Origin of the sequence: Clostridium transplantifaecale (genome assembly GCF_900626075.1) — a bacterium.
GTDB lineage: Bacteria > Bacillota > Clostridia > Lachnospirales > Lachnospiraceae > Otoolea > Otoolea transplantifaecalis.
Window position 1 is genome coordinate 590,204 of sequence record NZ_UYZY01000001.1, and the last position, 26,778, is coordinate 616,981.

General features: G+C 48.8%; 23 protein-coding genes. 2 read left to right on the top strand and 21 right to left on the bottom strand.

Features of this window, described 5'->3' with window-relative positions:
- Nucleotides 1–179: 179 nt before the first annotated feature.
- From EJL91_RS02615 to EJL91_RS02675, 13 genes are all read right to left on the bottom strand, one after another.
- A complete protein-coding gene (locus tag EJL91_RS02615) occupies nucleotides 180–1,094 on the bottom strand; it encodes a lysozyme inhibitor LprI family protein (RefSeq protein ID WP_125140403.1) in 915 nt (304 codons plus the stop codon).
- A gap of 149 nt (nucleotides 1,095–1,243) precedes the next feature.
- Complete coding sequence (rnhA, locus tag EJL91_RS02620; protein ID WP_125140404.1) at nucleotides 1,244–1,717, bottom strand: ribonuclease HI; 474 nt, start codon at nucleotides 1,715–1,717, stop codon at nucleotides 1,244–1,246.
- A gap of 44 nt (nucleotides 1,718–1,761) precedes the next feature.
- Complete coding sequence (locus EJL91_RS02625; RefSeq protein ID WP_125140405.1) at nucleotides 1,762–3,363, bottom strand: MBL fold metallo-hydrolase RNA specificity domain-containing protein; 1,602 nt, start codon at nucleotides 3,361–3,363, stop codon at nucleotides 1,762–1,764.
- A gap of 61 nt (nucleotides 3,364–3,424) precedes the next feature.
- Nucleotides 3,425–4,900, bottom strand: coding sequence for a stage IV sporulation protein A (gene spoIVA, locus EJL91_RS02630; RefSeq protein ID WP_125140406.1), 1,476 nt, complete (start codon nucleotides 4,898–4,900; stop codon nucleotides 3,425–3,427).
- Between the two features lie 2,109 nt (nucleotides 4,901–7,009).
- Nucleotides 7,010–7,720, bottom strand: a complete 711-nt coding sequence (locus EJL91_RS02635) for an ABC transporter ATP-binding protein (protein WP_125140407.1) — start codon at nucleotides 7,718–7,720, stop codon at nucleotides 7,010–7,012.
- A gap of 13 nt (nucleotides 7,721–7,733) precedes the next feature.
- A complete protein-coding gene (locus EJL91_RS02640; RefSeq protein WP_125140408.1) occupies nucleotides 7,734–8,492 on the bottom strand; it encodes an ABC transporter ATP-binding protein in 759 nt (252 codons plus the stop codon).
- 3 nt (nucleotides 8,493–8,495) lie between these two features.
- Entirely contained in the window at nucleotides 8,496–9,560 is a 1,065-nt protein-coding gene (locus EJL91_RS02645; RefSeq protein WP_125140409.1) for a branched-chain amino acid ABC transporter permease, read from the bottom strand.
- Between the two features lie 10 nt (nucleotides 9,561–9,570).
- Nucleotides 9,571–10,452 carry a branched-chain amino acid ABC transporter permease gene (locus EJL91_RS02650; RefSeq protein ID WP_125140410.1) on the bottom strand — a complete coding sequence of 294 codons (882 nt, stop codon included), beginning with the start codon at nucleotides 10,450–10,452 and terminating at the stop codon, nucleotides 9,571–9,573.
- A gap of 126 nt (nucleotides 10,453–10,578) precedes the next feature.
- The gene (locus EJL91_RS02655) at nucleotides 10,579–11,799 is read right to left on the bottom strand and encodes an ABC transporter substrate-binding protein (protein ID WP_125140411.1); all 1,221 of its coding nucleotides are present in this window, start codon (nucleotides 11,797–11,799) and stop codon (nucleotides 10,579–10,581) included.
- 336 nt (nucleotides 11,800–12,135) lie between these two features.
- A complete protein-coding gene (locus EJL91_RS02660; RefSeq protein WP_125140412.1) occupies nucleotides 12,136–13,146 on the bottom strand; it encodes an NAD(P)H-dependent glycerol-3-phosphate dehydrogenase in 1,011 nt (336 codons plus the stop codon).
- Between the two features lie 14 nt (nucleotides 13,147–13,160).
- On the bottom strand, nucleotides 13,161–13,796 hold the full coding sequence (gene plsY, locus EJL91_RS02665) for a glycerol-3-phosphate 1-O-acyltransferase PlsY (protein ID WP_125140413.1): 636 nt from the start codon (nucleotides 13,794–13,796) through the stop codon (nucleotides 13,161–13,163).
- A gap of 2 nt (nucleotides 13,797–13,798) precedes the next feature.
- Nucleotides 13,799–15,133, bottom strand: a complete 1,335-nt coding sequence (gene der / locus EJL91_RS02670) for a ribosome biogenesis GTPase Der (RefSeq protein ID WP_125140414.1) — start codon at nucleotides 15,131–15,133, stop codon at nucleotides 13,799–13,801.
- 49 nt (nucleotides 15,134–15,182) lie between these two features.
- Entirely contained in the window at nucleotides 15,183–16,562 is a 1,380-nt protein-coding gene (locus EJL91_RS02675; RefSeq protein ID WP_125140415.1) for a DUF512 domain-containing protein, read from the bottom strand.
- A gap of 182 nt (nucleotides 16,563–16,744) precedes the next feature.
- On the opposite strand from EJL91_RS02675, the gene EJL91_RS02680 reads away from it, so the two are divergent.
- On the top strand, nucleotides 16,745–17,959 hold the full coding sequence (locus tag EJL91_RS02680; RefSeq protein WP_125140416.1) for a ribose-phosphate pyrophosphokinase: 1,215 nt from the start codon (nucleotides 16,745–16,747) through the stop codon (nucleotides 17,957–17,959).
- A gap of 124 nt (nucleotides 17,960–18,083) precedes the next feature.
- On the opposite strand, the gene EJL91_RS02685 is transcribed toward EJL91_RS02680, so the two are convergent.
- The 4 genes from EJL91_RS02685 to EJL91_RS02700 form a co-directional block, all read right to left on the bottom strand.
- Nucleotides 18,084–18,614 carry a GNAT family N-acetyltransferase gene (locus EJL91_RS02685; protein ID WP_125140417.1) on the bottom strand — a complete coding sequence of 177 codons (531 nt, stop codon included), beginning with the start codon at nucleotides 18,612–18,614 and terminating at the stop codon, nucleotides 18,084–18,086.
- A gap of 28 nt (nucleotides 18,615–18,642) precedes the next feature.
- The gene (gene recG / locus EJL91_RS02690; protein ID WP_279230027.1) at nucleotides 18,643–20,835 is read right to left on the bottom strand and encodes an ATP-dependent DNA helicase RecG; all 2,193 of its coding nucleotides are present in this window, start codon (nucleotides 20,833–20,835) and stop codon (nucleotides 18,643–18,645) included.
- A gap of 87 nt (nucleotides 20,836–20,922) precedes the next feature.
- The gene (locus tag EJL91_RS02695) at nucleotides 20,923–22,590 is read right to left on the bottom strand and encodes a DAK2 domain-containing protein (RefSeq protein ID WP_125140419.1); all 1,668 of its coding nucleotides are present in this window, start codon (nucleotides 22,588–22,590) and stop codon (nucleotides 20,923–20,925) included.
- 13 nt (nucleotides 22,591–22,603) lie between these two features.
- Complete coding sequence (locus EJL91_RS02700) at nucleotides 22,604–22,960, bottom strand: Asp23/Gls24 family envelope stress response protein (protein WP_125140420.1); 357 nt, start codon at nucleotides 22,958–22,960, stop codon at nucleotides 22,604–22,606.
- A gap of 209 nt (nucleotides 22,961–23,169) precedes the next feature.
- Between EJL91_RS02700 and rpmB the strand changes: the two genes are divergently transcribed.
- The gene (gene rpmB, locus EJL91_RS02705) at nucleotides 23,170–23,355 is read left to right on the top strand and encodes a 50S ribosomal protein L28 (RefSeq protein WP_125140421.1); all 186 of its coding nucleotides are present in this window, start codon (nucleotides 23,170–23,172) and stop codon (nucleotides 23,353–23,355) included.
- A 387-nt stretch (nucleotides 23,356–23,742) separates the two neighbouring features.
- Here rpmB and EJL91_RS02710 read toward each other — a convergent pair whose 3' ends face one another.
- The 4 genes from EJL91_RS02710 to EJL91_RS02725 all read right to left on the bottom strand — a co-directional run bounded on the left by EJL91_RS02710 (nucleotide 23,743) and on the right by EJL91_RS02725 (nucleotide 26,725).
- Nucleotides 23,743–24,144 carry a GerW family sporulation protein gene (locus EJL91_RS02710; protein WP_125140422.1) on the bottom strand — a complete coding sequence of 134 codons (402 nt, stop codon included), beginning with the start codon at nucleotides 24,142–24,144 and terminating at the stop codon, nucleotides 23,743–23,745.
- A gap of 1 nt (nucleotide 24,145) precedes the next feature.
- Entirely contained in the window at nucleotides 24,146–25,108 is a 963-nt protein-coding gene (locus tag EJL91_RS02715; protein WP_125140423.1) for a DUF2953 domain-containing protein, read from the bottom strand.
- 5 nt (nucleotides 25,109–25,113) lie between these two features.
- Nucleotides 25,114–25,302, bottom strand: a complete 189-nt coding sequence (locus EJL91_RS24830) for a hypothetical protein (RefSeq protein ID WP_243125211.1) — start codon at nucleotides 25,300–25,302, stop codon at nucleotides 25,114–25,116.
- A gap of 121 nt (nucleotides 25,303–25,423) precedes the next feature.
- Nucleotides 25,424–26,725, bottom strand: a complete 1,302-nt coding sequence (locus tag EJL91_RS02725; protein ID WP_125140425.1) for a hypothetical protein — start codon at nucleotides 26,723–26,725, stop codon at nucleotides 25,424–25,426.
- Between the last annotated feature and the right edge of the window lie 53 nt (nucleotides 26,726–26,778).

The following is a 26,778-nucleotide window of genomic DNA, read 5'->3' on the forward strand; positions in this document are numbered from 1 at the left end:
TTATCAAGAGGAAATTGAACGTGTTGCCGGGGAAGAAAAAGACAGATTGTAACAGTGCAGACAGCACGAACTGTTACGACAGGTTACTGTTCCCTCGGGATGTATTCCGCGTGTTACTGTTCACTGCGCAGCACGCTATTTTCAAGCGGAATATGAACAATAACAAAGGAAGGACTCTGTCAGTCCTTCCCCTCTGTAATATATGTTCCGTATTGTTCTAATAATTCATAGGCCCTGGTCCTGGTGGAGTCCGACAGGGACGCCGTGTATTCCAGGCTTTCCATCGTGCCTCCGCCAAATTTGGAAGCTGCTTTCTTAGCTGCCAGATCACGGTTTCGAATCCAGGCCCTCTCCTCGGTCTTCAGGTCCTGCGCTTCCTCCTCGGTCATCCCTTCCAGAATTGCCTGGTAAATATGGTTCAGTTCCGTATCCCAGAGATAGTATTCGTAGTCGGCGACCTTCTTCAGGGAATCCGTATTAGAGCTGGCTTCCGATCCCTGCATATTCTGGATCAGGCCGTCTATCTCGTTCAGCTTCTTCCTGTAACCGTCGAGGGTTGTAACATACTCCGTTACCGCCGTATCCGATTCACTGACGCCGGTCAGGGGAGATATCACGACGCTGCTTTTGGCGGCAGGCGCATTCTCCGCAGCCGGAGCCGCGGCGGGCGCATCCGAATCTGCGGAAACAGCGGCCGCTTCCTCTTTTACGGAATCCGTTCCTTCCGAATCCGAATAAGTGGAAACCGAGCCGCTTCCCGCCGTGGCTTCCGCCATCCGGCCGGCCGCTTTCTGTTCTCCCGTTTCGGAACCGGCTTCCGCAGGAGCAGGCTCCGCTGCCGTCTCCTGGACAAGGGCATCTCCCGCAGCAGCCCCGGCTTCCTGTCCTCCGCTTTCCGGCAGGGAAGTCATCCCTGCAGCCGCCATGGCCATACTCTCCATGTCAAGCTCTTCGGAGGGGGGAAGCTGGCTCTGAAAATTGGGCGCAGCACCATCAGACGTCTTATCGTGTATAAAACGCCTGGTTCCTACAGTCACGCCTGCACCCATTATCAGAATTAAAATAATTGCAATTATTACTCCTCTATTTTTCAATATCGATCCATCCTCGCATTGTTTGAATTAAAGATATCATATTTATGCGGGAAAGGAAATAGGTACCAAAAATAAGTAATATTTTGTAAGATTTATTTAATATTTGACCGGTTTCAAACGTTCCCATAAACGGGAAAAAGTGAATCTGCTCAGGCTCCGGGATCGGTCAGAAGGTTGTCCCCGTCGGCGGCGGAAGTTGCAAGGAAATCACACCGCTCATTTTCAGGATGTCCGTTGTGGCCCTTCACCCAGATAAAGGTTACCTGATGGGGCTCCCTTGCTTTCAAAAGGCGCTGCCACAAGTCCACATTCTTGACAGGCTCATTCTTTCCGCGCTTCCATCCCTTTTTCAGCCAGCTGTCTATCCAGTGCTGGTTAAAAGCATCCACCAGATATTTGGAATCGGAATAAAGGCTCACCTCACAGGGACGGTTCAGCGCCTCCAGGCCGGCGATGGCGGCCATCAGCTCCATCCTGTTATTTGTGGTGCGTTTATATCCGGCGGATATCTCCTTTACATGCAGTTGTCCGGCTGCGTCCCGGTAATGAAGGACGCTGCCGAAACCGCCCGGTCCGTCAGGATTGCCCCTGGCAGAACCGTCTGTATATACTTCTACTTTCAAATTCAGGTCTCCTTTGCAGGTTTATTCTCAGTCTTATTGTATCACTATCTGTCCCATTTGTCGCAGAGCGAATTAATCTGATCCGCAAAACGGGCCAGATCCTTGTTAGCGCCGCCCTCATTGTGCATGATGACCTTACGGAGCCTGTCGCCCGCAGCCAGAAGTCTTGCAAATACGCCGGACGCTTTCTTAGCCGGTTCCGTATCGCGCTTAATCGGAATACCCTCGGTAACGGTGATAAAGCAGCCCTCTTTCAAATCATAGGAGCTTCCGCTGAACGGCGCATCCGCCTCCATTCCGAACTTCTCCTTCACAAGGGAGGCAAAGGTATCACAGACCTCGTCGTCTCCGTGTACAACAAATACATGCTTGGGGCGTTCCATGAAATTGCCGACCCATTCGAGAAGTCCGGTCTGATCCGCATGGCCGCTGATGCCCTCGATCTTCTCGATCTTGGCCCTGACTTCAATAGACTCGCCGAAGAGTTTAACCTCTTCCCTGCCCTCCACGATACTGCGTCCCAAAGTTCCCACAGCCTGGTATCCGGCAAATAGAATCGTACACTCCGGTCTCCACAGATTGTGTTTCAAATGGTGTCTGACACGGCCGGCGTCACACATGCCCGCCGCAGAAATAATAACCTTCGGTTCTTCGTCAAAGTTGATGGCAATGGAATCGTCACTTGTGATCGACAGGTGCAGCCCCGGAAATGAAATCGGGTTGATGCCTTTTTTAATCAGGACTTTCGTCTCATCGTTGTAACAGTCCATCATGTTTTCTTTAAACACGGCCGTGGCTTCCACCGCCATCGGGCTGTCGAGATAAACCGGGAAATTGTCGTGCCCCTTGACCAGATGGTTTTCCTTGATTACTCTGATATAGTTGAGAACCTCCTGGGTACGGCCGACCGCAAAGGCCGGGATTACCACATTACCGCCGCGGTCCAGCGTCTCCTCGATCACCTTGGCAAACTCTTCCACGTGATCGCCGACATGCTTGTGGAACCTGTCGCCGTAAGTGCTCTCCATAACGACATAATCTGCCTGGTGAATATACTGGGGACTTCGGATCAGAGGTTTATTCTTATTGCCGATATCACCGGAGAAGACAATTTTCTTTGAGCAGTCTTCCTCGGTCATCCAGATCTCAATGGAAGCCGAACCCAGGAGATGGCCGACATCTGTAAAGCGGATCTCAAAGCCGTCCTTCAGTTTGATTATCTGATCGTAATTGCAGGGGATAAAGTGTTCCAGCACCCCATTGGCATCGTTCATCGTGTAGAGAGGCGGAACCTCCGACTTGCCTGCACGTTTTGCCTTCCTGTTCTTCCACTCCGCCTCTGTCTCCTGGATGTGTGCACAGTCTCTGAGCATGATCTCACAGAGATCGCAGGTGGCCCGTGTCCCCATCACCTGGCCCCTGAATCCCCGCGCATAGATAAACGGCAGCATCCCCACATGGTCGATATGGGAGTGGGTTACCAGCACATAGTCCACATCAGCATAGCTGATGGGAAGTTCCGCATTCTCAAACTTGTTAATCCCCTGCTCCATTCCGCAGTCTACCAGGACATTCAAATCACATGCCTGCAGTAAATGGCAGCTTCCTGTTACTTCATGATCCGCACCGATAAAAGTTAATTTCATGTAACCATCTCCTGTATTGTATTTGTTTTTGCCAAAACTGATGGTTTAAGTATACCCGATATCAGATAATAATGCAAATCATACCGCCATTACTGTCATTAATAATTTTCTGGAGCGTATCCTGGAGCTTCATCTGGCAGTCTTCCGTCATCTGGGAAATCTTTGCCTGGATTCCGTCATCCACTATCTGTTCAATGGATTTTCCGAAAATATTGGTGCTCCAGACACCCTCTTCACTCTGGCCTGCATTTTCTTTTATGTAGGTAATCAGATCCTCCGCTTGCTGTTCGCTTCCCACGATCGGTGCGATCTCAGTCTCAATATGGGCTTTGATCAGGTTAATGGACGGCGCCTGGGCTTTCATTTTCACCCCATACTTATTGCCGTGGCGGATCAGCTGCGGCTCATCCAGCACAATCTCGGAGCGGTCCGGCGTCACGACGCCATAACCTTTTAATCTCACCTGGCATACGGCATTGCTCACCTTCTCATATTCCTTCTGCATAGAGGCCAGGTTCTTTAAGGTCTGCATGAGCTGGTATTCTCCCTCAATCGGCACGCCCACGTATTCGCTCAGAATCTGGTAATAATGGCTGTCATCCACCTCGATCTGGGCCTGGATGCTGCCGTCAGCCATCTTCATGCCTGTAATCTTAATTCTCTTCACCGCCTCACTGTCCTCGGCCGGAAGGGCGTCCTGGGCGTCTCTCATGTGGTCGGTTTTCTTAAGCATATCCTTTACGGACTGGATGACCCTGCTTTTCAGCCAGTGATCCTTCGGGAGAATTTCCATCCATTTCGGAATCGTAAAATCGATCTCAGTGACCGGGAATTCATGCAGAATCTCTTCCATGATCACCTTGATATCTTCTTTTTTGAGCTGCTCGCAGTTGACAGGCATCACCTGGACGCCGTATTTCTCCTCCATCTGCTTTGCCATTTCCCTGGTCTCATCGGAATAGGGCCTCATGGAGTTCAAAAGAACCAGGAACGGTTTTTTTAAGTTTTTCAGTTCTTTGATCGTCTTCTCTTCCGCCGCTATGTAGTTGCCCCGCTTAATATCACCGAAGGAACCGTCCGTCGTGATGACAAGGCCGATGGTGGAGTGGTCGTTGATAACCTTTCGGGTGCCGATCTCCGCCGCTTCCGTAAACGGAATCTCTGTGTCAAACCATGGAGTTTTTACGAGGCGTTCCGTGTCATTCTCAATATGGCCCGCCGCGCCTTCCACCATAAATCCGACGCAGTCGATCAGCCGTACCTTCACATCCACGCCGTCGCTTAGTGTGATCTGGGCCGCCTCTTTTGGAATAAACTTCGGTTCCGTCGTCATAATCGTCTTCCCTGCGGAACTCTGGGGAAGTTCATCTCTTGTGCGTTCCCTGGAATGAGGATCTTCCATACCCGGCAGCACCATCAGCTCCATAAAACGCTTGATAAAAGTGGATTTGCCGGTCCTGACGGGGCCTACGATACCTACATAGATTTCTCCGTTGGTCCTGGCCTTAATGTCGCTGTATACGTTAAAATTGTCCATAAAAATACCCCCTTGGCTATGCTGATACAAGTATATGCAAGGAGGAAGGGGGAGTATGCGAAAAAATATTGGCGGAAAGGCGTGTGATTATGGTAATCAGGAAAAAGTAGAAATAAAATTATTATTCTGTATATTTGTCCAAAGTGTTTGATTATAAGGATTTAAAGTAGATAAGCATGATTGCTATCGCTCCTAATTCAAAGCATCAACTTCCGGCTCTTAAACATCCTCATCAAACCTTTTCCAGAGCTATCTTTCCCAAGTGTTGTATAGTTGTTTTTTGAACAAAAATTACTTTATACGCTCTAATTTCTCAAATACATATAAGTAACAATCATAGTTGGAAGAAAACTCAAAAAGCACATCAATTTTGGATACCTTAATGTTTTATATGCCCTATAGTCGGCTACGGCAACCCAAATCGAAAAATAAAACAGCTGAATCCATCTAGCTGTTCTGTATTCAATATCAATAATATCTGGCAAAAAGATCATTATAACGCCTGTAATGCAGAGGATAAAATAAATTATTTGAAACTTTTTCATGTAGTAAACCTGCCTTTCATTTTTTAATTTCCCGCATCATGGCATAGAGACTACTAAAAAATGATAAATCGAAAACCTCCGCTCCATATCACCTTTCGGTCATATTTTCATAACAAGCAGCATTTCGCTCTTAAACGTATTCAAAAGTAATTACAAATACATCTTCACGACAGAATCCCCCAAAAAGAGTAACATACCCAAAATAAAAACATGAAACAGGAAAAAACTTTGTTATATAAATGATACTTAAATGTCAAAACCAGTCCAATCCCCGCCAATAGAACCGAAACTGCAAAATAAACCACCTTTGTTTCTGCACTAATATTTCTATGCCAGGAGGCGTTTGTAAATATAATAGCAATAAATATAATAATTGCTGTTAATACTCTTAATCTAGTTTGACTGTCATTATCCAATGGCTCTCCCCCTTTTATTCCCCTCTATATAAATCCAAGAAAATAAACAATATCGATTACCAAAACGATAAGACTGAGTCCCCAAAGGATCCCTGTCACAGGGTCCTCTACAGCGAGCTGAAACCACTCTTTCGACGTTTTGATTCTCGGCTTCATCAGAAACTCAACATAATAGATTATTACGCCGCCGGTAAGACATAACAACAAATGCCCCGTCCGGTATATTTCTGACAATCCCAGGAGCGTTGCCAGTCCTTCCCCGAAAATGCATATGTCAGAAAATAATATTGCGGCTGCCTGCCGTCTGCCGATTCCGGTTCGCTCTGACCTTGTACAGTCCTTTCACTCAGCCCTCATTCTGATTCCTCCCTTATTTGAAAAATAAGCGCCAATAGTAACAGTGATAATATCTCTGTTGAGACGAATGTCATAAATAAGCGGTAGTGAACGGCTAAATACTTAAAAGCAACAAAGCTGATACCGAATATGACAAAAGCGGCACCTGTAAAAAGCACTATTTTCTTTACGCCGATCTTCTCCCTTTTACAGGGCCTTGCCAGGACGTTCATATATCCAATCAGAAAAATGCACGAAAACAGCCATTTTACAATATAGGAAACGGCTAAAATTAAATTTTCGTTCTTCACTGCACTGCGCTCACAGGAAAACCACGTCCAATATTCCTCACTGACATGTTTAAAAAACGGGTTTACTACAGTAATAACATTGTAATTGCAAAAGAGCTGGAACAAAAAAACAGCCTGGAACAATAAGATAGAAATTTTCAGAATTCTGTCATTTCTGCTTTTCAAAAAAATCATTTTTCTACTCCTCCCTCACCAAAACCAACCGCTGGGGCTGAAGAGTAATAGAGCAGCTCCACTCCCCCTGTTCGCCATCTTCCATGGACGTCCCCGCATCTCAACTAAACTTAGCTACCTAAATTTTACCATATCCCGCAATCCTTTTTCTTTCTTTTTTCTGTCAATTCATTGACATTAATTTTATTAATCTCTCAACACCCCGGTTTTCTCTCAATTACAGCATATTTGATGCATCAAAAAAGAGCTGTTACATCATAGAAAATATCCGAGATAAATTCTATTCCGCAACAGCTCTTCCCTGTTAAAAAACAACACCAGTCTATCCTATTCGCTCAAATACGCCTTCTTCACCGAATCATCATTCATCAGCTCTTTCGCATCGCCCTTTAAAACAATACTTCCCGTCTCAAGGACGTAGGCCTTGTTGGCAATTGAAAGCGCTTTCTTGGCATTCTGCTCCACCAGAAGGACCGTGGTCCCGTCGGCGCTGATCTCCTTGATGATATCAAAAATCTCATTTACATAGATTGGGGAGAGGCCCATCGAAGGCTCATCCATAACAATCAGACGGGGATGTGACATCAGGGCGCGGCCCATGGCCAGCATCTGCTGTTCGCCGCCCGAGAGGGTTCCTGCAAGCTGGTTTTTTCTCTCCTCCAGCCTCGGGAAACGTTTGTAAATCTTTGCCAGCGTATCTTCTATCTCCTGCTTATCACTTCGCGTATAAGCGCCCATTTTCAGGTTCTGCAGTACGGTGAGCTGGGCAAATACCCTTCTGCCCTCCGGAACGTGGGCAATTCCCATGGGCACCAGCTTGTAGCCGGGAACCCTGGTGATGTCCTTTCCCTCGAAGACGATACTGCCTGATTTGGCAGGAATCAGTCCGGTGATTGTGTGAAGGGTGGTCGTCTTTCCGGCTCCGTTGGCTCCAATCAGGGCGATGACATCGCCCTCGTCAACTTCAAAGGAAATCCCCTTCAGCGCCTGTATGACGCCGTAATATACGTTTAAATCTTTTACTTCCAGCATTGCCATAAGACTGTCCTCCTTATTCTCCCAGATATGCCGCAACTACCTGCGGGTTGTTCAGTACATCGCCTGTGGGGCCTTCCGCCAGCATATGGCCGAAGTTTAATACGGTCAGGCGCTCGCAGATTCCTGATACAAGCTTCATATCATGTTCAATCAGAAGGATTGTCATATCGAAATTATCGCGGACGAAACGGATGGTGTTCATCAGCTCCGCCGTCTCATTCGGGTTCATTCCGGCCGCCGGTTCATCTAAGAGGAGGAGCTTCGGTTCCGTCGCAAGGGCCCTTGCGATCTCCAGCTTCCTCTGTTTTCCGTAGGGAAGGTTGGATGCCTTATAGCCGAACTCCTTATCCAGATCAAAGACCTTTAAAAGCTCCATTGCCCTCTCATCCATCTTCTTTTCCACTTTATAATAACCGGGAAGGCGGAAGATGCCGGACAGCGTGGAATACGTATTGTGGTTGTGAAGTCCCACCTTAACATTGTCGAGAACGCTCAGTTCCTTAAAAAGACGGATATTCTGGAACGTCCTGGCGATGCCTGCCTTATTGATATCGGCCGTCTTATGGCCTGTTATATTCTTTCCATCCAGTGTAATCTGACCGCAGTCGGGCTTGTATACGCCGGTCAGCAGGTTGAAAATCGTCGTTTTTCCGGCTCCGTTCGGTCCTATCAGGCCGTAGAGCTGGCCTTTTTCAATTGTTACATTAAAGTCGTCGACCGCCTTCAGGCCGCCGAAGGAGATACTTAAGTTTTTTACTTCCAGCATTGCCATAACCTATGCCTCCTCCTTTGTCTTTGGTTTCCTGATTGAGGCCACGAGCCTCTCGCGCACCTGGATTGCTTTCGGGCTTGCCGTAAGAAGCATCATGGCAATCAGCACAATGGCATAGATCAGCATACGGTAATTATTCAGTCCGCGGAGCATCTCCGGAAGCAGAGTCAGAATAACGGCCGAAATCACGGAGCCGCGGATATTGCCGATGCCGCCCAGCACGACGAATACCAGGATCATGATCGACATATTGTAGCCGAAACTCTTCGGAGTCGCAGCCAGTGTCGCCAGGTTATGGGCATAGAGCACACCCGCCACGCCGGCCAGAGCCGCCGATACGGAGAATGCCAGCAGTTTGTACTTTGTAATATTGATTCCAATGGATTCCGCCGCGATACGGTTATCACGGATCGCCATGATAGCGCGTCCCGTCCTGGAGTTGATCATGTTGAGGACGATAAAAAGGGTGATTAACACCAGGATAAAACCGATAGTAAATGTCGCCATCTTGGGTGTGCCTGTAATACCCTGGGCGCCCTTGATAATCACTTCGCCTTCCGGCGCAAGATTTAAAGATGCCACGTCTTTCGTGGAAATATGGAGCCCATTTGCATCCATGCCCACGTAAAGAACGTTGATGACATTCTTAATGATTTCACCGAATGCCAGCGTTACAATCGCCAGATAGTCGCCCTTAAGCCTCAATACCGGGATACCGATGAGAATGCCGAAAACGGCAGCCACAAGAGCTCCCACGAAAAGAGCTATGATAAAACGGACCTGATTGCTTGGAATGGCGGCCGCCATCGCATGGGTAAAGAAAGCGCCCGAAAATGCTCCCACACACATGAAACCCGCATGGCCGAGGCTGAGCTCACCCAGAATTCCAACCGTGAGGTTCAGAGATACCGCAAGGATAACATAAGTACAGAGGGGAACCAGAATTCCCTTTAAAAGGCTGTTGATATGGCCTCCGGCCATCAGGGCCTGGATCAGGAGATAGCAGCCGATCACCAGAGCGTAAGTGATGACATTTTGAACCAGAATTTTATTTTTATATGCTTTCATCTGTAACCACCTACACTTTCTCGTTAATTTTCTTGCCGAGGATGCCGGTCGGGCGCACCAGAAGCACGATAATCAGTACCGAGAATACGATAGCATCGGACAACTGGGAAGAAATATAGGCTTTTGCCAGGTTTTCTATCACGCCGAGCAGGATTCCTCCGATCATGGCTCCGGGAATGGAACCGATACCGCCGAATACGGCGGCCACGAATGCCTTGATACCGGGCATAGAACCCGTATAAGGAGTCAGGGACGGATATGCGGAACAGAGAAGTACGCCTGCAATGGCTGCCAGGGAAGAACCGATGGCAAATGTAACGGCAATTGTTCCGTTTACATTGATACCCATCAGAGTTGCCGCTCCTTTATCTTCCGATACGGCCAGCATTGCCTGCCCCATCTTCGTCTTATTGATGAAGGTGGTCAGAGCCAGCATAATGACGATACAGGTGACGATTGTTACAATTGTTACACTGGAGATGGACAGCTTTCCGTCTGCCAGCTTAAGCGCCGGAAGAGTCACAACGGAAGTGAACTGTCTGGCATTGGAGCCGAACAGCAGCAGAGCAATATTCTGCAGCAGATAGCTGACGCCGATTGCCGTAATAAGGACTGCCAGTGGGGAAGCTCCCCTGAGAGGCCTGTAAGCGACTTTTTCAATGGTGACGCCCAGAACCGTACATACTACAATTGAAGCCAGAACCCCGACGACCGGAGATCCCCCTGCCGTACTCACGACCGTAAATACGGTAAAACCGCCGATCATAATGATATCTCCATGGGCAAAGTTCAGCATCTTGGCAATGCCGTAAACCATGGTGTAACCAAGGGCAATGATCGCATATACACTTCCAAGGCTGATCCCGTTGATTAAATAAGAAAGAAAACTCATACCGCCTACACCTACCTCTTTGTCTTTTTTCTCACGGCCTCAAAGCGCTGTTGGCTTTTACCGCCGTCAATGTTAAAAAAGAGGGTTGTCATTCAGACAACCCTCTTGAAGGGCTAATTACTATAATTACTGTAATACATATACTCCGTCTTCAATCTTAACAGCCTTAGGAGCTTTGTTCGGCTCGCCTGCTGCGGTCCAGGTCATTCCTGTACCTGTTAAGCCGTCGATGGAAATCTCAGTCATGGCTGTCTTCATTGCGTCACAGATATCGGATGCGCTCATATCTGGTGTGATACCTGCCTTCTCAGCGGCAGCCTTGATAGCGTACATACCGTCGTAAGCGCCTGCAGCGAACTGAAGCGGTTCTTCGTTGTAAGCGGTTCTGTATGCTTCAACGAAATCCTTGCTGCTCTCCTCATCTACGGAGAATGGCGTTAACAGCATTAAGCCTTCTGCCAGGGATTTATCAAAGTTCTCAACGCTTAAGATACCGTCCATACCGTCACAGCCAAAGAAGATTGGGCTGAATTCTTTATCGGAAGCCTGTTTTAAGATAACGGATGCCTCCTGGTAGTAGATTGGCAGGAATACCAGCTCTGCGCCGGCTTCTTTCGCCTTGTCAAGCTGTACGGAGAAATCGGTGTTGCTGTCTGCCGTAAATGCTTCGCTGGCAACTACCTCAAGTCCCTGGTTGCCGGCCTCTGCCACGAAGGACTCGCGGATACCGTCGGAATACTCTGTGGAGCTGTCGTAAATAATTGCAACCTTTGCAGCAAGCTTGTGCTCGCCTATGTACTGTGCGGAAGCTTTACCCTGATCCGGATCAGAGAAACATACGCGGAATGCGTTGTCGCCGGAAATACACTCTACGGCCGAGCCGGATGGTGTAATCTGGAACATGTTGTCAACCTGTGACTCTGCCACTACTGCGATACAGGGCTTGGACGTAACGGTGCCGAGTAACATCTGCATATCCCAGTCTTTTAATGTATTGTAGGCATTGACTGCCTTCTCAGGATCATGCTCGTCATCCTGGAAATTGTATTCGATCTGAACGCCGCCTATTCCGCCGGCTTCATTGATCTCTTTGGCTGCCAGTTCCATACCGTTTTTAACGGCAATTCCGTAAGCTGCTGCCGGTCCTGTCAGAGGTCCGATACCGCCAATCTTAAATACGCCGTCTGCTGATGCGGCTGGCGCCTGTGATTCACCCTCGGCCTGTGCCGCCGGAGTTTCTCCCGCTGCTGCTGTTGTGTCAGCAGGTTTGCTGCCTGAACCGCCGCATGCGGTTAAGGATGCTGCCATGGCCACTGCAAGGCCTAAGCTTAATACTTTCTTTTTCATAATGATCTCCTCCAATTTTTCCGCTGGCACCGGTCTTTCGGACAACGATGCTAACTGATTGATTGACGACATTATAAGTTTAAGAATTTAAATTGTCAATATGAAAACCGAACAAAAAAAAGGAATTCGAAAGAAAAACTTCATTTTTCCGTTCAATTCCCTTTAAATCATAACCTGTTGTTATACCTGCCATCTCTTCTGATTATAGAAAGAGGTGAAAACAGGCCGTTTGTCTTCCGCCTGCGCACGCTTGGTTACAACAGGAAGACAAACGGCTTCTTTTCTACAAAAATCATCTTTTTTCATCTTTTCAGGGAAATTTAGAAAATATGCTTCTTAAGCTTCCCACGGCAGGCTGCTGCTCTCAATCCGGCGATCACGCAGCATCAGATCACCTACAGCGTCTTTTGCCGGCTTGCCGTCAAAAAGCACCTGGTTGACCTGCTCCACAATCGGCATGTCGATTTCGTATACCCCGGCCAGCTTTTTACCGGCCTTTGCGGAGTAAACGCCCTCCACCACCATCTGGACTTCCTTCATGGCCTCTTCCATCGTATAGCCTTTTCCTATCAGAATACCGGCCCTTCTGTTGCGGCTGTGCATGCTGGCACACGTTACAATCAAATCTCCGATGCCGGAAAGTCCGCTGAAAGTCTGTTCTTTTCCGCCCATCTTAACTCCCAGGCGCGTCAGCTCGGCAATTCCCCTCGTAATCAGAGCTGCTTTTGTATTGTCTCCGTAACCCAGTCCGTCCGCGATACCGGCCGCCAGGGCGATTACGTTCTTAAGCGCCGCTCCCACTTCGATTCCAAGCATATCGGGGCTTGTATAGACACGGAAGACAGGACTCATAAATACCGACTGGATATAGTCGGCCACTTTCTTTCTATGGGCTCCGGCCACACAGGTTGTCGGGATTCCGCGGCTTACCTCCTCCGCATGGCTCGGTCCGGAGAGGACGGCCACCTCAGCTTCGGGAAGCTCCTCCTCGATGACCTGGGACATCGTCTTTAAACTGCTCTCCTCGATTCCTTTGGAGACATTGATGACGATTTGTCCGTAGCGGATGTACTCTCTCATCCTGGCGGCCGTCGCCCTGATGTAGACGGAAGGAACCGCCAGCACGAGAATGTCTTTTTCCGACATGGCTTCTTTTAAATCGGCCGTCAGGAGCAGTTCATCCGGCAGCGCTACTTCCGGCAGGTTCTTGTGTCTCCTGCTCTCCTTCATCTCCGTAATCTCTTCTTCGATGGCAGACCATACCGTAACCTGACAGCCATTCTTACAAAGCAGCAGGGAGAGGGCTGTTCCCCATGTCCCTGATCCAATCACACCAACTGAAGTCATTTCGTAATCCTCCGCTATTTTTTCGATGCACCCAGTTTATTCTCCGTCCCGGACAGCAGCCGGCCGATATTGGCCCGATGGCGCCATATAGCCATACACATCAGTACGCCGCCCAGTATGTAAAATTCCGGCAGAAGGGCAGCAGCCACATGGTAGCTCCCCATCCGTCCGAAGATAATAAGCTCAGTAAAAAAGGTAACCGACACGAGAATGGATCCTAAGGAAACATATCTCGTAACCGCTACCACAACTGCAAAGACGACAAAGCAGGTCAGGGTAATCCTGAAATCCATGGCCGTCATGATACCGGCCATGGAGGCAATTCCCTTGCCTCCTTTAAAATGCAGATAAAAAGGAAAGTTGTGTCCCAGCGTAACGCCGAGCCCGGCATACAGGGCGAGAAGATCCGTACTGTCCGAAGCAGAAGCAAATAAAACCCTGACAAGGCACATCGCGATCACCGCTTTGAAAAAATCGCCAAGGAAAACGACGGCCGCCGCCTTTTTTCCCATCACCCGCAGCACATTAGTGGAACCGGCATTGCCGCTTCCGTGCTGCCTGATATCGATATTCTTCACTTTTCCAAATAGATAGCCGGACTGAATCAGGCCGAATGCATAGCCGATTACAACACAAATAAGCCGTTCCATACTTACTGCTCCTTTCCCTTCCTTTCACGGACTAAGAACTTAAGAGAAGTCCCCCTGAATCCAAATGCGTCACGGATTCTGTTTTCCAGATATCTGGTGTATGAAAAATGCATCAGTTCTTTATCATTGACAAAGACGACAAAGGTCGGCGGCTTTACCGATACCTGCGTCATATAGTAGAGCTTCAGTCTCTTGCCCTTATCGGACGGCGGCTGCTGCAGCGCCACTGCCTCCGTCATGATCTCGTTCAGCACGCCTGTTGCGATACGCAGCGTCTGGTTCTCCCTCACCATATCGATCATATCGTAGAGTTTGTTAATACGCTGTCCCGTGGTGGCGGAAATAAAGATGAACTCCGCATAAGGGATAAAGGACAGGGTCATTTTAATTTTGTTGGTATATTCGTAGATTGTCTTATCCGTCTTCTCAATGGCATCCCATTTGTTGACAACGATAATAATGCCTTTACCCCGCTCGTGGGCAATTCCCGCTATCTTGGCGTCCTGCTCCGTCACGCCCTCCACGGCATCGATGACAACCAGCACCACATCGGCGCGCTCTACCGCCGTTACGGTCCTGATGATGCTGTAACGTTCCAGCTCTTCCTTTATCTTATTCTTTCTTCTCAGTCCGGCCGTATCGATAAATACATACTCCGTACCGTTATGGATAATCTCGGTATCCACCGCATCCCTCGTGGTTCCGGCAATGTCCGATACAATAACACGGTTCTCTCCCAGCAGTTTATTGATAATGGAAGATTTACCCACGTTGGGCTTGCCTACGATGGCGATTCTCGGACGCTCATCCTCCTCTTCCTCACCGGCACCGTCCTCAAAGTGTTTTACAACTTCGTCGAGAAGTTCGCCCAGGCCGAGCCTGGATGCGGCCGATATGGCAACCGGATCACCGATACCCAGATTATAGAATTCATATACGTCGTTGCCGAACTTGGAAAAGCTGTCTACTTTGTTGACCGCCAGAACCACCGGTTTTTTCGACTTGCGGAGCATGTCGGCCACCTTGGAATCCGAATCGGTCAGTCCCTGTCTCACATCCACAATAAAGATAATCACATCCGCCGTAGCGATGGCTATCTCCGCCTGCTCCCGCATCTGTGACAGGATCACATCTTTCGTATCGGGCTCAATGCCGCCCGTGTCAATCAGGGTAAACGCCTTATCTAGCCAGGTACATTCGGCATAGATTCGGTCTCTTGTTACGCCCGGAGTATCCTTTACTATGGAAATCATGTCGCCCGCCAGGACGTTAAACAACGTGGATTTCCCCACATTCGGACGTCCTACCACGGCCACAACCGGTTTCTTCTTATTCATATTACGTTACGCCTCCGTTCAAATATTCTGTGCATCGTTATTCTGCAATTCAGATCTCTTCTGTCTTTTGATTATAGGAAGATAATTCATATTCCCCATGTTCAGGCGCCTCTTCTTCCACCGGCCCGAGCACTGCATCTACAAAGTCATGTCCGCTTGATTTTACAATATCCACCCGGACTTGTAAAGCATTTTGTACTTCTGTTTTCGTCACGTCGTCCAGAAAAACCTCTTCTCCGCTGCGGAACATGGCGCAGGGCAGCAGAAGGCGCTCTCCCAGTTCCTGCCCCTTCAGCTGTTCGATCAGATCGGTTCCCGTAATCAGACCGGCCACCGTAATCTGCTCTCCGAAAAAATGATTGATAATCTTATAGAGGTGTACCTTTCTGCCGGGATAAATCTTCGTGATTTGATCCAGATATTCCTTAATATAAGGATAAGCCAGGACGCCGGTAGCCATGGAAAGCTCCTCCGTCCCCCCGTCGTCGCAGGCATCCTTTAACGCCTGCTCTATCTCGGACGTCAAAAGACGCACCATACCCACCCCGTTCTCAAGCTGGATATAACCGTCGTACCGCTCCTCCTCCGGCATCGGCCGCCCGGCCAGCATATAAAGCTCATCGCTGGCATGGATAAAATGGATTCCGTGCTTTTCATAGATAATCTTCTGCCACCGCTCAATGATCTCAAGGTTTTCCTCCGCGTCTTCCTTTGTGAACGGTTCAAGCGGGAACAGTCCCTCCCGGAACTTTGAAAGCCCGACCGGAACCACCGAAACGCTTGCCATGCAGGGAGCATAGCGGGAAAGGTCACGGATGGACCGCTCAAGCTCCGCCTTGTCGTTTACATTCTTGCAGAGGACGATCTGCCCGTTCATCGGTATCTCAGCCTCATAGAGCGTGTCTATCTTTGACAGCGCTTCACCGGCAAAGCGGTTGTGAAGCATCAGGCACCGCAGCTCCGGATTCGTCGTCTGGACGGAAATATTGATGGGCGCCAGCCTGTAGCGGATGATCCGGTCAATATCCTTGTCCTTCATGTTCGTCAGGGTAATATAATTGCCCTGGAGGAATGAAAGCCTGGAATCATCATCTTTAAAATAAAGAGTCTCCCTCATCCCCGCGGGCATCTGATCGATAAAACAGAAAATACACTTATTCTTGCAGGAACGGTAGTCACTCATCAGACCGTTTTCAAAGGTCAGTCCCAGATCCTGGTATTCATTCTCGATATCCAGCTCCCACTCTTCCCCGTTTTTCTTCTTCACAACCAGGGTGACGGCCTCGCTGTCAATCATGTATTCATAGTCAAATATATCCTCTATCTCGTCCCCGTCTATTGTCAACAGCGTGTCACCCGGTTCCAGCTCCAGCTCTTCCGCAATGGAGCCGGGATCGACTTTACTGATTAAATGTCCTTTTTTCACCATACTTTACTCTGCCTTTCTATCCCTTTCTTTATCATAACAACATTACAGAATTTTGTAAAGTTTTTGTCTTTTTGTTAAAAATTACTGTTTTTCTATTGACGTTTCTTGTCTGATAATGGTATAAAAACTATATAAAAGTCAGGCAGGGATTATCCTGCCTTATTTATGGAGGAGCACACATCATGTCTAATGACTATGTTTTTAATGACACCCTTCCGGTGGCGCCTTTAAAAATCGCCGCTTTGGAAAGCTGTAAGGATCTGGCCGGGAAAGTGAATGAACACATTCTCAACTTCCGCCACAACGATATTGAGATTCTGAAGAAACGCCAGGAAAACCTTCAATACCGCGGTTATGACGCCGATTCCTATCTGTTAAACTGTTCTTGTCCGCGTTTCGGCAGCGGTGAAGGCAAGGGAGCGATCCATGAATCCGTCCGCGGCACCGATATCTACGCCATGGTGGATGTAACCAACTTCAGCCTCACCTACAAAATGAGCGGTTTTACCAATCACATGTCTCCCGATGATCATTTCCAGGATTTAAAGCGTATCATCGGCGCCACGATTGCAACCGCACACCGTGTTAATGTTATTATGCCCTTTTTATACGAAGGCAGACAGCATAAGAGAACCAGCCGTGAATCGTTGGACTGTGCCATGATGCTGGAAGAACTGGTTCATATGGGCGTCAACAATATCATCACCTTTGATGCACACGACCCGAGAGTCCAGAACGCAATCCCGTTAAACGGCTTCGACAACTTCATGCCTACCTACCAGTTTATTAAGGCTCTCTTCGCCCACGATAAGACCCTTAAGATTGACAAGGAACATCTGATGGTAATCAGCCCGGACGAGGGCGCCATGAGCCGCGCCGTATATCTTGCCAACAACCTCGGCGTGGATATGGGTATGTTCTACAAACGCCGTGATTACTCCCGCGTTGTGAATGGCCGCAACCCAATCGTAGCCCATGAATTCTTAGGCTCCTCCGTGGAAGGAAAGACCGTCCTCATCATTGACGACATGATTTCCTCCGGCGAAAGCATGCTCGATACCGCAAAGGCGTTAAAGGACAGGAAGGCGGAGCGCGTAGTCGTATGCACCACCTTTGGCCTCTTCACCAACGGCCTTGATAAATTTGATGAATTCTACGCCAAAGAATATATTGACTGCGTGGTGACGACCAACTTAAACTACCGTCCGGAAGAACTTTTAAAGCGCGAATGGTATGTGGAAGCCGATATGAGCAAATTTATCGCTGCCATCATCAATGCGTTAAACCACAACGTATCCCTTGAGAATGCTCTGACGCCGACTGCAAAGATCCAGAAACTGATCCGCAGATATAACGAAAATACCGACGGTTTCCAGTATTTTAAAACATTAGTTTAGATTTGATATGATATAAAATGAATAGAAAGCCTGAGCCGTCCATATCACTATGGTAAAGCTCAGGTTTTTTAATTACAGTATACGATATTCTAATGCGTCGGTCTGAAGGAAGCGGACGTTCCCGTCACACCGGAAACACCGCCTCTTTAAAGTCATCCTTTAGAGCCGCCATGTCCTGATAGTCCCACGGTTCCCCATCGAAGCAGTCATAGTCCCGGTGGAGTTCTTCATCCTTAAATCCCACCGAAAGATAGCATCTGTGGGCGGCCTCGTTCACCGTAAAGACTCCCAGCGTCACCCGCTCCATTCTGAGGAACCCAAATGCGTACCGAAGAGCCAGGGTAACCATTTCTCTTCCATAGCCCTTGCCGCGCTCCTTGGGATTCACCACAATAAATCCCATGTGGGCGCTGTTTTTCGCATAATCCACCCTGCGGAAGGAAAAATGGCCGCAGGGTTTCCCGCTTTCGTCCACAGCAAGGAATATCCAGGCATTTTCGTCTGAAAGGAAGTCCTCCCAGTATTGCTCCAACTGTTCCTTTGTCAGCGGATAAGAGAAACGGTCCGCCCTCCAGAGGCGCACGGTCCTCTCATCCTTCAGCCAATCCATCAGATAACCGGCATCGTCCGGTTTATACGGTCTTAAACGCAGCATTCTCTTCCTCCTTTGCCTGTAACTTCTCCTACAGATTCAGTTTTTCGTAGCTTCTCTCCAGATAAAGATCCAGTTTCCGCCTCAGCTCCCTGTTCTCCCCGCACTCCAGGAACGGATCCCGATCCATCAGCTCCTTTACCTCATCAGATACGGTTTTCAAAATATCGGCATCGGTAAAAATATCGGCCAGCCGGAACTCCAGATCCCCGCTCTGGCGCACGCCGAAGATGTCCCCCGGGCCCCTGAGCTTCAAATCCTCGGAGGCAATGAAAAAACCATCGTTGGATTTATTAAGGATCTCCAGACGCTTCCTGGCATCCTCCTCACCGGAACTGTTCACCATAATGCAGTAGGACTGGTCCTTTCCCCGGCCTACCCGGCCCCTCAGCTGGTGAAGCTGGGCAAGACCGAAACGCTCCGCATTTTCTATCATCATGATGGTCGCATTCGGCACATTGATGCCGACCTCAATAACCGTTGTCGAAACCAGGACCTGTATCTCATTGGCGGCAAAAAGCTCCATAATTGCATTCTTCTCTTTTGCCTTCATCTTTCCGTGCAGATATTCCACACGGATATCCGCGGGAAGATGTTCTCTCAGGGTTTTGGTATAGTCGATTACGTTCTCGGCCTCCAGCATCTCGCTGGCCTCCACCATCGGGCAGATGACATAAGCCTGGCGGCCCGCTCTCGCCTCCCTCTCGATAAAACGGTAGGCATTTTCGCGGTAATCCTTTCCTACCACACAGTTTTTAATGGCCTGGCGGCCCGCCGGGAGTTCGTCTATGATGGAGATATCCAAATCTCCGTAGATAATGATTGCCAGCGTACGTGGAATCGGTGTGGCGCTCATGACCAGAATATGCGGCTCCATACCCTTGCTGCCCAGCATCTCCCTCTGCCCCACGCCGAACCGGTGCTGTTCATCGGTGATGACAAGCCCAAGTTTATCGTAGACGACTTTTTCCTGGATCAGCGCATGGGTGCCGATGACGATATCCGCTTCATGCGCTGCAATCTTTTCATAGGCCAGTCTTTTTTCCCTGGCGGTCATGGAGCCGGTGAGCAGGATTGGTTTAACGGGCAGTGAGAGGCCCGTAAACAGCTCATTCATCGATTCAAAGTGCTGTCTGGCTAAAACCTCCGTCGGAACCATCAAAGCGCCCTGATAGCCGTTATACGCAGCCTGCAGAAGAGCCAGTACGGCGATGATTGTTTTGCCGGAACCTACGTCGCCCTGGATCAGGCGGTTCATGATATGGCCCCCCGAAAGATCCGCATAGACCTCGTTAAGGACTTTTTTCTGGGCTCCGGTGAGGGCAAACGGTAGTTTTTCCTCCAGAGCGGCTGCCTTACCGTCTATCACGAACGGACAGGGGCTCTGTTTGTCCTCTTTTTTATCCTTTAAAAGCCGTACGGAGAGCAGGAACATGAAAAATTCATCAAATACCAGCCTCTTCCTGGAAAACAGCAGCTCCGTCTCATCCTTGGGAAAATGGATATGCTCCAGGGCAAAATTGTACTCCGCCAGCTCATACTTTATCCTGAGTCCCGCAGGCAGGTAATCGCGCTCCGTATCACGGGCCTCCAGTGCCCCTGCCACGGTCTTTGCGATTGTCTTATTACCTAGTCCCTTGGTCTGGCCGTAAATCGGCTGCATGGAGTGCACCAGGGACGCATATTTCTCCGGCCTGTAGATTTCCGGCTGCTCCATTGTGAGCCGGCCGCGCTTTTTAACGATCCTGCCGCGGAAAATAAAGCGTTCCCCAGCTTTTAGGGTTCCTCTTAGATAGGGCATATTGTACCAGGTGAGGGTCAGAAGCCCGCTGATATCGCGCAGCGTCACCGTCGTCACCTGAAGGTGGCCGTATTTCACCACATCGGCCGTCTTTGTAAGCATTCCCGCTACGGCGGCCATGGTCTCCGGAAGCAGCTCCGATATGGGCTGCGGTTCACGGAAGGTGTCGTAGGCTCTGGGATAATAATGGAGCAGTTCTTCAACCGTTTCCACCCCCAGCTTGCCGAAAAGTCTGGCAGTCTTGTCTCCGATGCCTTTCAGGGAGGTAACCGGCTGTTCCATAAAGCCGTTCTCTTTCCTGCCGGAGCCGGTTCCTGTTTTCACTTCTTTTTTCGGATTATCGTTTTTCATCATTCTACCTGCAAATAATTTATTTATAAAAGTAACGAGTTCCGCAAGCGGAGTATTTTTTAAAATAGACAAAATTTCTATGAATTAAGAAACAGAGGCGGACCGGAATCCTCAGCCCTGGTCCACCTCTGTATTATAATTGTACCTGTCCCGCCGCCGTTACTCTACGGAAATCATATAGTAATAAATCGGCTGGCCTCCGTTGTGAAGCTCTATCTCGCAGCCGGCAAATTCCTCCTGTGCCTTTGCATACAGGCTCCCGGCCTCGTCTTCCTTGATATCCTCACCGTAGTATATGGAAATCAGTTCCGATTCTTCGTCAACCATGGTGCGGAGTGTCTTGAGAGACACATCTTCGACATCTTTTCCGACCGCCAGCATACCGCTGTCGCCGATACCCATGATGTCGCCCTGGGAGATCTCCATTCCGTCGATGGAGGTGTTGCGCACCGCATACGTAATCTGGCCGCTCTTTACGCGTCCCATCTCCTGGATCATCAGATCCAGATTTTCTTCCGAGGAGAGATCCGGAGCAAAATTGATGATAGCCGTGATTCCCTGCGGAACCGTTTTGGAAGGAACAACTACAATTTTCTTATCCTTTACAAGACTTCTGGCCTGCTCCGCCGCCAGAATAATATTTTTATTGTTCGGCAGGATGTAAATAGTGTCGGCATTGACACGGTCGATGGCATTCAACATGTCTTCCGTGCTGGGGTTCATTGTCTGTCCTCCCTCAATGAGGTAATCGGCGCCGATGCCCTTAAAAATCCCGCTCATGCCTTCACCGATGGAAACGGCGATAAAGCCATATGTTTTTCTTGGTTCCCTGGCCTTTTCCTCTTCCTTCTGCTCCTTAGCCAGTTTCTCGGCATCCTTAATCAGCCTTTCCTGATGCTCTTCCCTCATATTGTCGATCTTCATCCTTGAGAGGGAACCGTAAGTGAGGGCTTTCTGGATTGCCAGGCCAGGATCGTTAGTGTGGACATGAACCTTTACCATGTCGTCGTCGGACACCACCACGATGGAGTCTCCGATGGATTCGAGATAGCTCTTGAATTCATGTTCCGTCTTCTGGTTGTATGCCTTCTCAATATTCACAATAAATTCAGTACAGTAACCGAATTTGATGTCGAAATCACCTGAAGCGCTGCCGGTCTGAAGCGGCGCCTGGGGAGCTTTAGCACCCTCGACGGACAAATCGAGTTCCTTGCCCATAAGTCCGTCCAGACAGCCCTTTAACACCTGCATCAGGCCCTGGCCGCCGGAATCCACAACACCTGCCTCCTTGAGGATCGGCAGCATCTCCGGCGTCTGGCTCAGCACATAATCGCCATGTTCTATCACCTTCTGAACAAATTCGATAATATCCTCCGTCTGCGACACGAGTTCGGAGGCCTTGTCCGCCATTCCCTTGGCAACCGTGAGGATTGTGCCCTCCTTCGGCTTCATGACAGCCTTATACGCCGTCTCGGTTCCCCGGTTGAACGCGTTGGCAAGCGTCGTTGTCGTAATGACGTCCACATTCTTGATTTCCTTCGTAAAGCCGCGGAAAAGCTGGGAAAGAATTACACCTGAGTTACCTCGGGCTCCTCTTAAAGAACCGGATGAAATCGCCTTGGCGAGAGATTCCATGGTTGGCTTTTCAATCGCCGCAACCTCTCTGGCCGCTGAAAGTATCGTCATCGTCATATTCGTTCCCGTATCGCCGTCCGGCACGGGGAATACGTTCAGCTCATTAATCCATTCTTTATTAGCCTCAAGGCCTTTTGCTCCGGCCAGAAATGCTTTTTTCAGCATCTCGGCGTCTATATAGTTCATACCCACGGGTAGTTCCTCCTTAATCTATCACTCTTACGCCTTCAACGAAGATATTGATCTTCTCGACCGTCATGCCTGTAAATTCTTCAACTTTATATTTAACATTCTCTATCAGATTGTCTGCAACAGTCGAAATACTTACACCATAGCTGACAATGACGTGGAAGTCAATGCTGATTTCATTCTCTTTGATTGATACATTAATACCATGGGTCAGACTGTCCCTCTTAAGCAGCTTTACGAGCCCGTCCTTCATACTTACAGCGGCCATACCGACTATGCCAAAGCATTCCACTGCTGTAGTCCCTGCATACATGGCGATTACTTCAGGGTCGATCTGGATCGAACCTAATTTATTATTAATGCGACCTTTCATATCTCACAGCCTCCATTTCTTACTCAATTACTGAGCTTATTATGCCGGATGGCAACATCGTATCCGGCTATTAGTGATTATACATTATTTTCGCAAAAAAAGAAACAAATTTTTAAATTTCACTTGCAAAATTCCATGCTTTCTGCTATTATAAATTTTGTTATGGATTTTTAATAGGAAGTCCAATGTTCGGTTAAGGAGGTGCAATAATGGCTAAATGTGCAATCTGTGAAAAAGCTGCCCACTTCGGTAATGCAGTAAGCCACTCACATAGAAGATCCAACAAAATGTGGAAAGCTAACGTTAAGTCTGTTAAGGTAAAAACTAACGGCGGAGCTCAGAAGATGTATGTATGTACTTCTTGCTTAAGAGCCGGTTTAGTAGAAAGAGCTTAATCGTCATGGAAAGTGAGGCCCCTGGTATCTGCCGGGGGCTGTTTTTTCTTTTTCTCTATTTTTGATTCTATAAGCACAAGAGCCCGGCACGCCGGACTCTTACGTTATCTGCAATAAGGAATTCATTTCATAATCCCCTCTGAGTTGTTCACTTTAACAAAAAAACATATTATATCCGATAATCAGGCATGAGATGGCGGCACAGACCCACAGGAAGTTCTTGGGAAAAATGAGTACCAGCATCATTCCAATGCCAATGGAAAATATTACAAGCCCGCATAGACGCCTCACGGCAGTCTCCTCCCTGAATAATCCGGTTATGAGTAGTATATGCCCGGCCTGGCCGTTTGATGCATCTTAGCATTTTCCATTATTTTTCAGTATTCATTATTTTTCAGATAGGTCTTCGGCCATCGCTTCTGCCTTCTCCATTGCGTCGTCGGAGATTACGCTTTCCTTGCCGTTTGTAAAACGGTTTACGAAGTCGGGCACCATATCGATAATCTTTGTCACGGCATCCTGGTGCTTAATATTTACAAGCTTTGTAACCCCGTTCTGTATCACGAGGATCGCACTTGGACTCATCTTAGCGCTCATGCCGCCGGCGCCGTTATTCTTGGACGGCTGGCTGAAAGCGCCTGCCGCCATACCGCAGGTCACGTCCACCAGCGGGAGGATGATCGTATCATCGATCTTCACCGCTTCTCCCACCACGGTTTTTGTGGTCACAAAATTATCCATTCCTTTAAACAGCGCATCTACCGTAGATGAAAACTGATTATCTGCCATATTACATTCCTCCTCGGTTCAGGAAGCGCTTAAGCTGTTTCCTGAAATTTTTATTTAGCAATACTCTGATTCCTGCCATAAGGAGCGTTCCCGTCCGGATGCGCCCTTTTAAAGATACGTTTCCCTCCAGTACCTGTCTGTCAAATACGGGTTCTATCACGAGATTATCGCGGTACAGGGGGTAGAGAAGAGCCGCCCAGGTAAGCACCTGTCCGGTTATATACGGCTCATCGGAGCCAAAGGTAATATTCCCTTTAAGTTTCACCGGCAAAATGTGGCGTAATACCTTTTTAAGCTGTTTTTTTATCAGCCGGTATGTTTTTCTGTTCTCTTCGTCTTTCAGATAAGCCGTCACGGTTTCTTTCCAGTCGTCCGCTTTTTTCAGGGCTGCAATGATATTCCTAATAAAAAGCATCACTCTGCGGAAAAGATTCTGAATCCCGGCGGCGATGCGGGAGAAGATATTCCCCCTGCCGGCTTCTTTATGCGGGGGCACGGGGATTTCTTCCTCAGACCGTAAAAACGGCGCTCCGGCTTCTTCCTCCTGTTCCTCCCCGCCCGGTTTCTCCGGCTCTTCTCCGCCCAGTTCCTGTGCGGAAAGAAGGGGTTCCTCCCGGAAATCGCCGGTATAACTGTCCGCCGCGTCGTCGATAAACTCCTCGGCGTCGGGAATAAGCTCTTCCTCCACGGTTTCTTCCGCCTCTTTCCCATCCTCACGGAATACGGGAAAGCCCAGAATCCGGACCAGTATTTTCAGTTCGCCGTAATAGCTCACCCGCACCGACAAAAGATGCAGAAACCATGTCAGACGGAACATTCCTTCCGGCTTTCCGTAATAGGAACCCTGCAGCCTGTATCTGAACGGAACAAGAAGGACAGACAAAAGGACCAGGATAAGCAGTCCCAGGACGGCAAGCAGCAGGAATCCCGCTATTTTCAATATTAGCAACAAAATATGGAGCATTCCATTCACCTCTGCCCATTTATAGAAAGAAATTCCTGAATGGAAAACCCGCCTGTTTTCTGGTACATTTCATCTACAATATCGCGCACCACTTCCAGTGCCTCATAGTAGTCGGCAGCAATCCCGAGAATCAGTAAATCCTCTTTCTTACTGTAATATTCCGAAAGGAGCACGGCGGCAGGATAAATATCCATGATGTTTTGTCCTCCGAATGAAGGGGTGATCACATGGACTCCGGCCTGAAACCGGCCTTTGCGGATATTCTGAATAATCGAAAATCGTTTTTTCTTGGCTTTTCGGCCTACATATAAATGCTTATACCAGTGCATTCCCCTCCACCATTATCTGCTTCAAATTCACCATGCTGGCGTCTCTCTCCGCCGTATCCAGGCACAGCGACAGGCTGTCCCTGATGTACGCCTGGATCTCTTCGAGCGTATTAAACCAGACCGGAATCTCGGCAAGCACCTTTGCCATAACGGCTCTGGAAGTAAATTTCGCCGTGCGTTTCAGGCGCGTCTCCAGTTCTGTAAACAGCCGTTCCAGCGAGGTCTCGTAAATCTCATCCGTCACTTTCACGCCGTCTGCGTTCATCTCAAGCGGCGCTGCAAAATTTCCGGAAAGAAGCTGGCCGGCCACAAAGACATCTTCATCACCGGTGCTGTACCGATCCATCTGTTTTACATACTGCTCCCAGTAATACTCCTGCTTTCCCTCCAGAGGGGCGAACATTTCAAAAACCCGTCCGTCATCCTCCGTGAAAAATCCGTCTTTTCCCCTGCGTTTTTGCAGAATCGCCCCCAGGGTCTCCTGCAGAACGCTCTGGTATGGAGACGGTTCCGCAAAGGCCTTGGCCCGCATCATCACACACAGATCATTGATCAGCGGAGGCAGGCAGACAAGCTGCCCTAAAAGAAGAGAAAGGTTTCCATAGCTTTCCTCATAGCGGCTCTTGAGTTTTGTATAATCTTCTTTTGGCAGGCTAAGATAATCACAGTTTTCAAGCTCCAGGGCCAGGCTTCTGAACCCTGTAAAAAGTTCCGGATCCTCTCCCGCCTTCTCAAATAAGGGCAGCGCGGCAGCGCTCCGTATCCGCCAGATCATGCGGTCAAGATCGCTTTTGTCCCTGCCCTTGTAAGGCCGTAAGCTCTCCTCTATCACACTGTAGAATTTACTCTTTGTAAAACGGACGGGAAGTTCGCCGATGATTGTCTGGATGCGGTGGTTGACGTCAAGCTGATTCTCTCCGTCCATGACATAATCCATCAGATCGTCTGCCAGGACCTCAGGAGAAATCAGGACCGGGTCTGTGCCGTACAGTTTCCGCTCCATTCTGTCCAGGGCGTATTCGTGGATGCAGAAGCAGTCCAGATAAAGTGTCATCTGATTCAAAAGGCCAAGTACGCGTCCTCTCACAGCCACCAGGCCGGGGTACTCATTTCCCCACTCCAGAAAGGCCTCCGTCTTTTCGGTAATCATCTCTGCAAAGCCGTCCAGAAATCCGGTTGTCTCCGCTTTATCCATATCTTCAAATAAACTGAACAGATTAAGCACAAATCTTGTATAGGAATAATAATACGCTGCCGAAAGCAGCTTTTTCTTATCAATACTGCCCAATTCTTCTTCCCTTCAGCCTTTCTCCTTCATAGTCGGCAATGAAAAGTCCGCAG

Excerpts from the sequence above, each read along its gene's own strand:
- EJL91_RS02710 (WP_125140422.1), bottom strand. The coding sequence starts at position 24,144 with ATGGCAGATAATCAGTTTTCATCTACGGTAGATGCGCTGTTTAAAGGA.
- EJL91_RS02645 (WP_125140409.1), bottom strand. The coding sequence starts at position 9,560 with ATGAAAGCATATAAAAATAAAATTCTGGTTCAAAATGTCATCACTTAC.
- EJL91_RS02650 (WP_125140410.1), bottom strand. The coding sequence starts at position 10,452 with ATGAGTTTTCTTTCTTATTTAATCAACGGGATCAGCCTTGGAAGTGTA.
- EJL91_RS02635 (WP_125140407.1), bottom strand. The coding sequence starts at position 7,720 with ATGGCAATGCTGGAAGTAAAAGATTTAAACGTATATTACGGCGTCATA.
- EJL91_RS02655 (WP_125140411.1), bottom strand. The coding sequence starts at position 11,799 with ATGAAAAAGAAAGTATTAAGCTTAGGCCTTGCAGTGGCCATGGCAGCA.
- plsY (WP_125140413.1), bottom strand. The coding sequence starts at position 13,796 with ATGGAACGGCTTATTTGTGTTGTAATCGGCTATGCATTCGGCCTGATT.
- EJL91_RS02660 (WP_125140412.1), bottom strand. The coding sequence starts at position 13,146 with ATGACTTCAGTTGGTGTGATTGGATCAGGGACATGGGGAACAGCCCTC.
- EJL91_RS02625 (WP_125140405.1), bottom strand. The coding sequence starts at position 3,363 with ATGAAATTAACTTTTATCGGTGCGGATCATGAAGTAACAGGAAGCTGC.
- spoIVA (WP_125140406.1), bottom strand. The coding sequence starts at position 4,900 with ATGGACAATTTTAACGTATACAGCGACATTAAGGCCAGGACCAACGGA.
- EJL91_RS02700 (WP_125140420.1), bottom strand. The coding sequence starts at position 22,960 with ATGAAAGGTCGCATTAATAATAAATTAGGTTCGATCCAGATCGACCCT.
- rpmB (WP_125140421.1), top strand. The coding sequence starts at position 23,170 with ATGGCTAAATGTGCAATCTGTGAAAAAGCTGCCCACTTCGGTAATGCA.
- EJL91_RS02680 (WP_125140416.1), top strand. The coding sequence starts at position 16,745 with ATGTCTAATGACTATGTTTTTAATGACACCCTTCCGGTGGCGCCTTTA.
- der (WP_125140414.1), bottom strand. The coding sequence starts at position 15,133 with ATGAATAAGAAGAAACCGGTTGTGGCCGTGGTAGGACGTCCGAATGTG.
- EJL91_RS02640 (WP_125140408.1), bottom strand. The coding sequence starts at position 8,492 with ATGGCAATGCTGGAAGTAAAAAACTTAAGTATCTCCTTCGGCGGCCTG.
- EJL91_RS02715 (WP_125140423.1), bottom strand. The coding sequence starts at position 25,108 with ATGCTCCATATTTTGTTGCTAATATTGAAAATAGCGGGATTCCTGCTG.
- EJL91_RS02675 (WP_125140415.1), bottom strand. The coding sequence starts at position 16,562 with ATGGTGAAAAAAGGACATTTAATCAGTAAAGTCGATCCCGGCTCCATT.
- EJL91_RS24830 (WP_243125211.1), bottom strand. The coding sequence starts at position 25,302 with ATGGATATTTATCCTGCCGCCGTGCTCCTTTCGGAATATTACAGTAAG.
- EJL91_RS02685 (WP_125140417.1), bottom strand. The coding sequence starts at position 18,614 with ATGCTGCGTTTAAGACCGTATAAACCGGACGATGCCGGTTATCTGATG.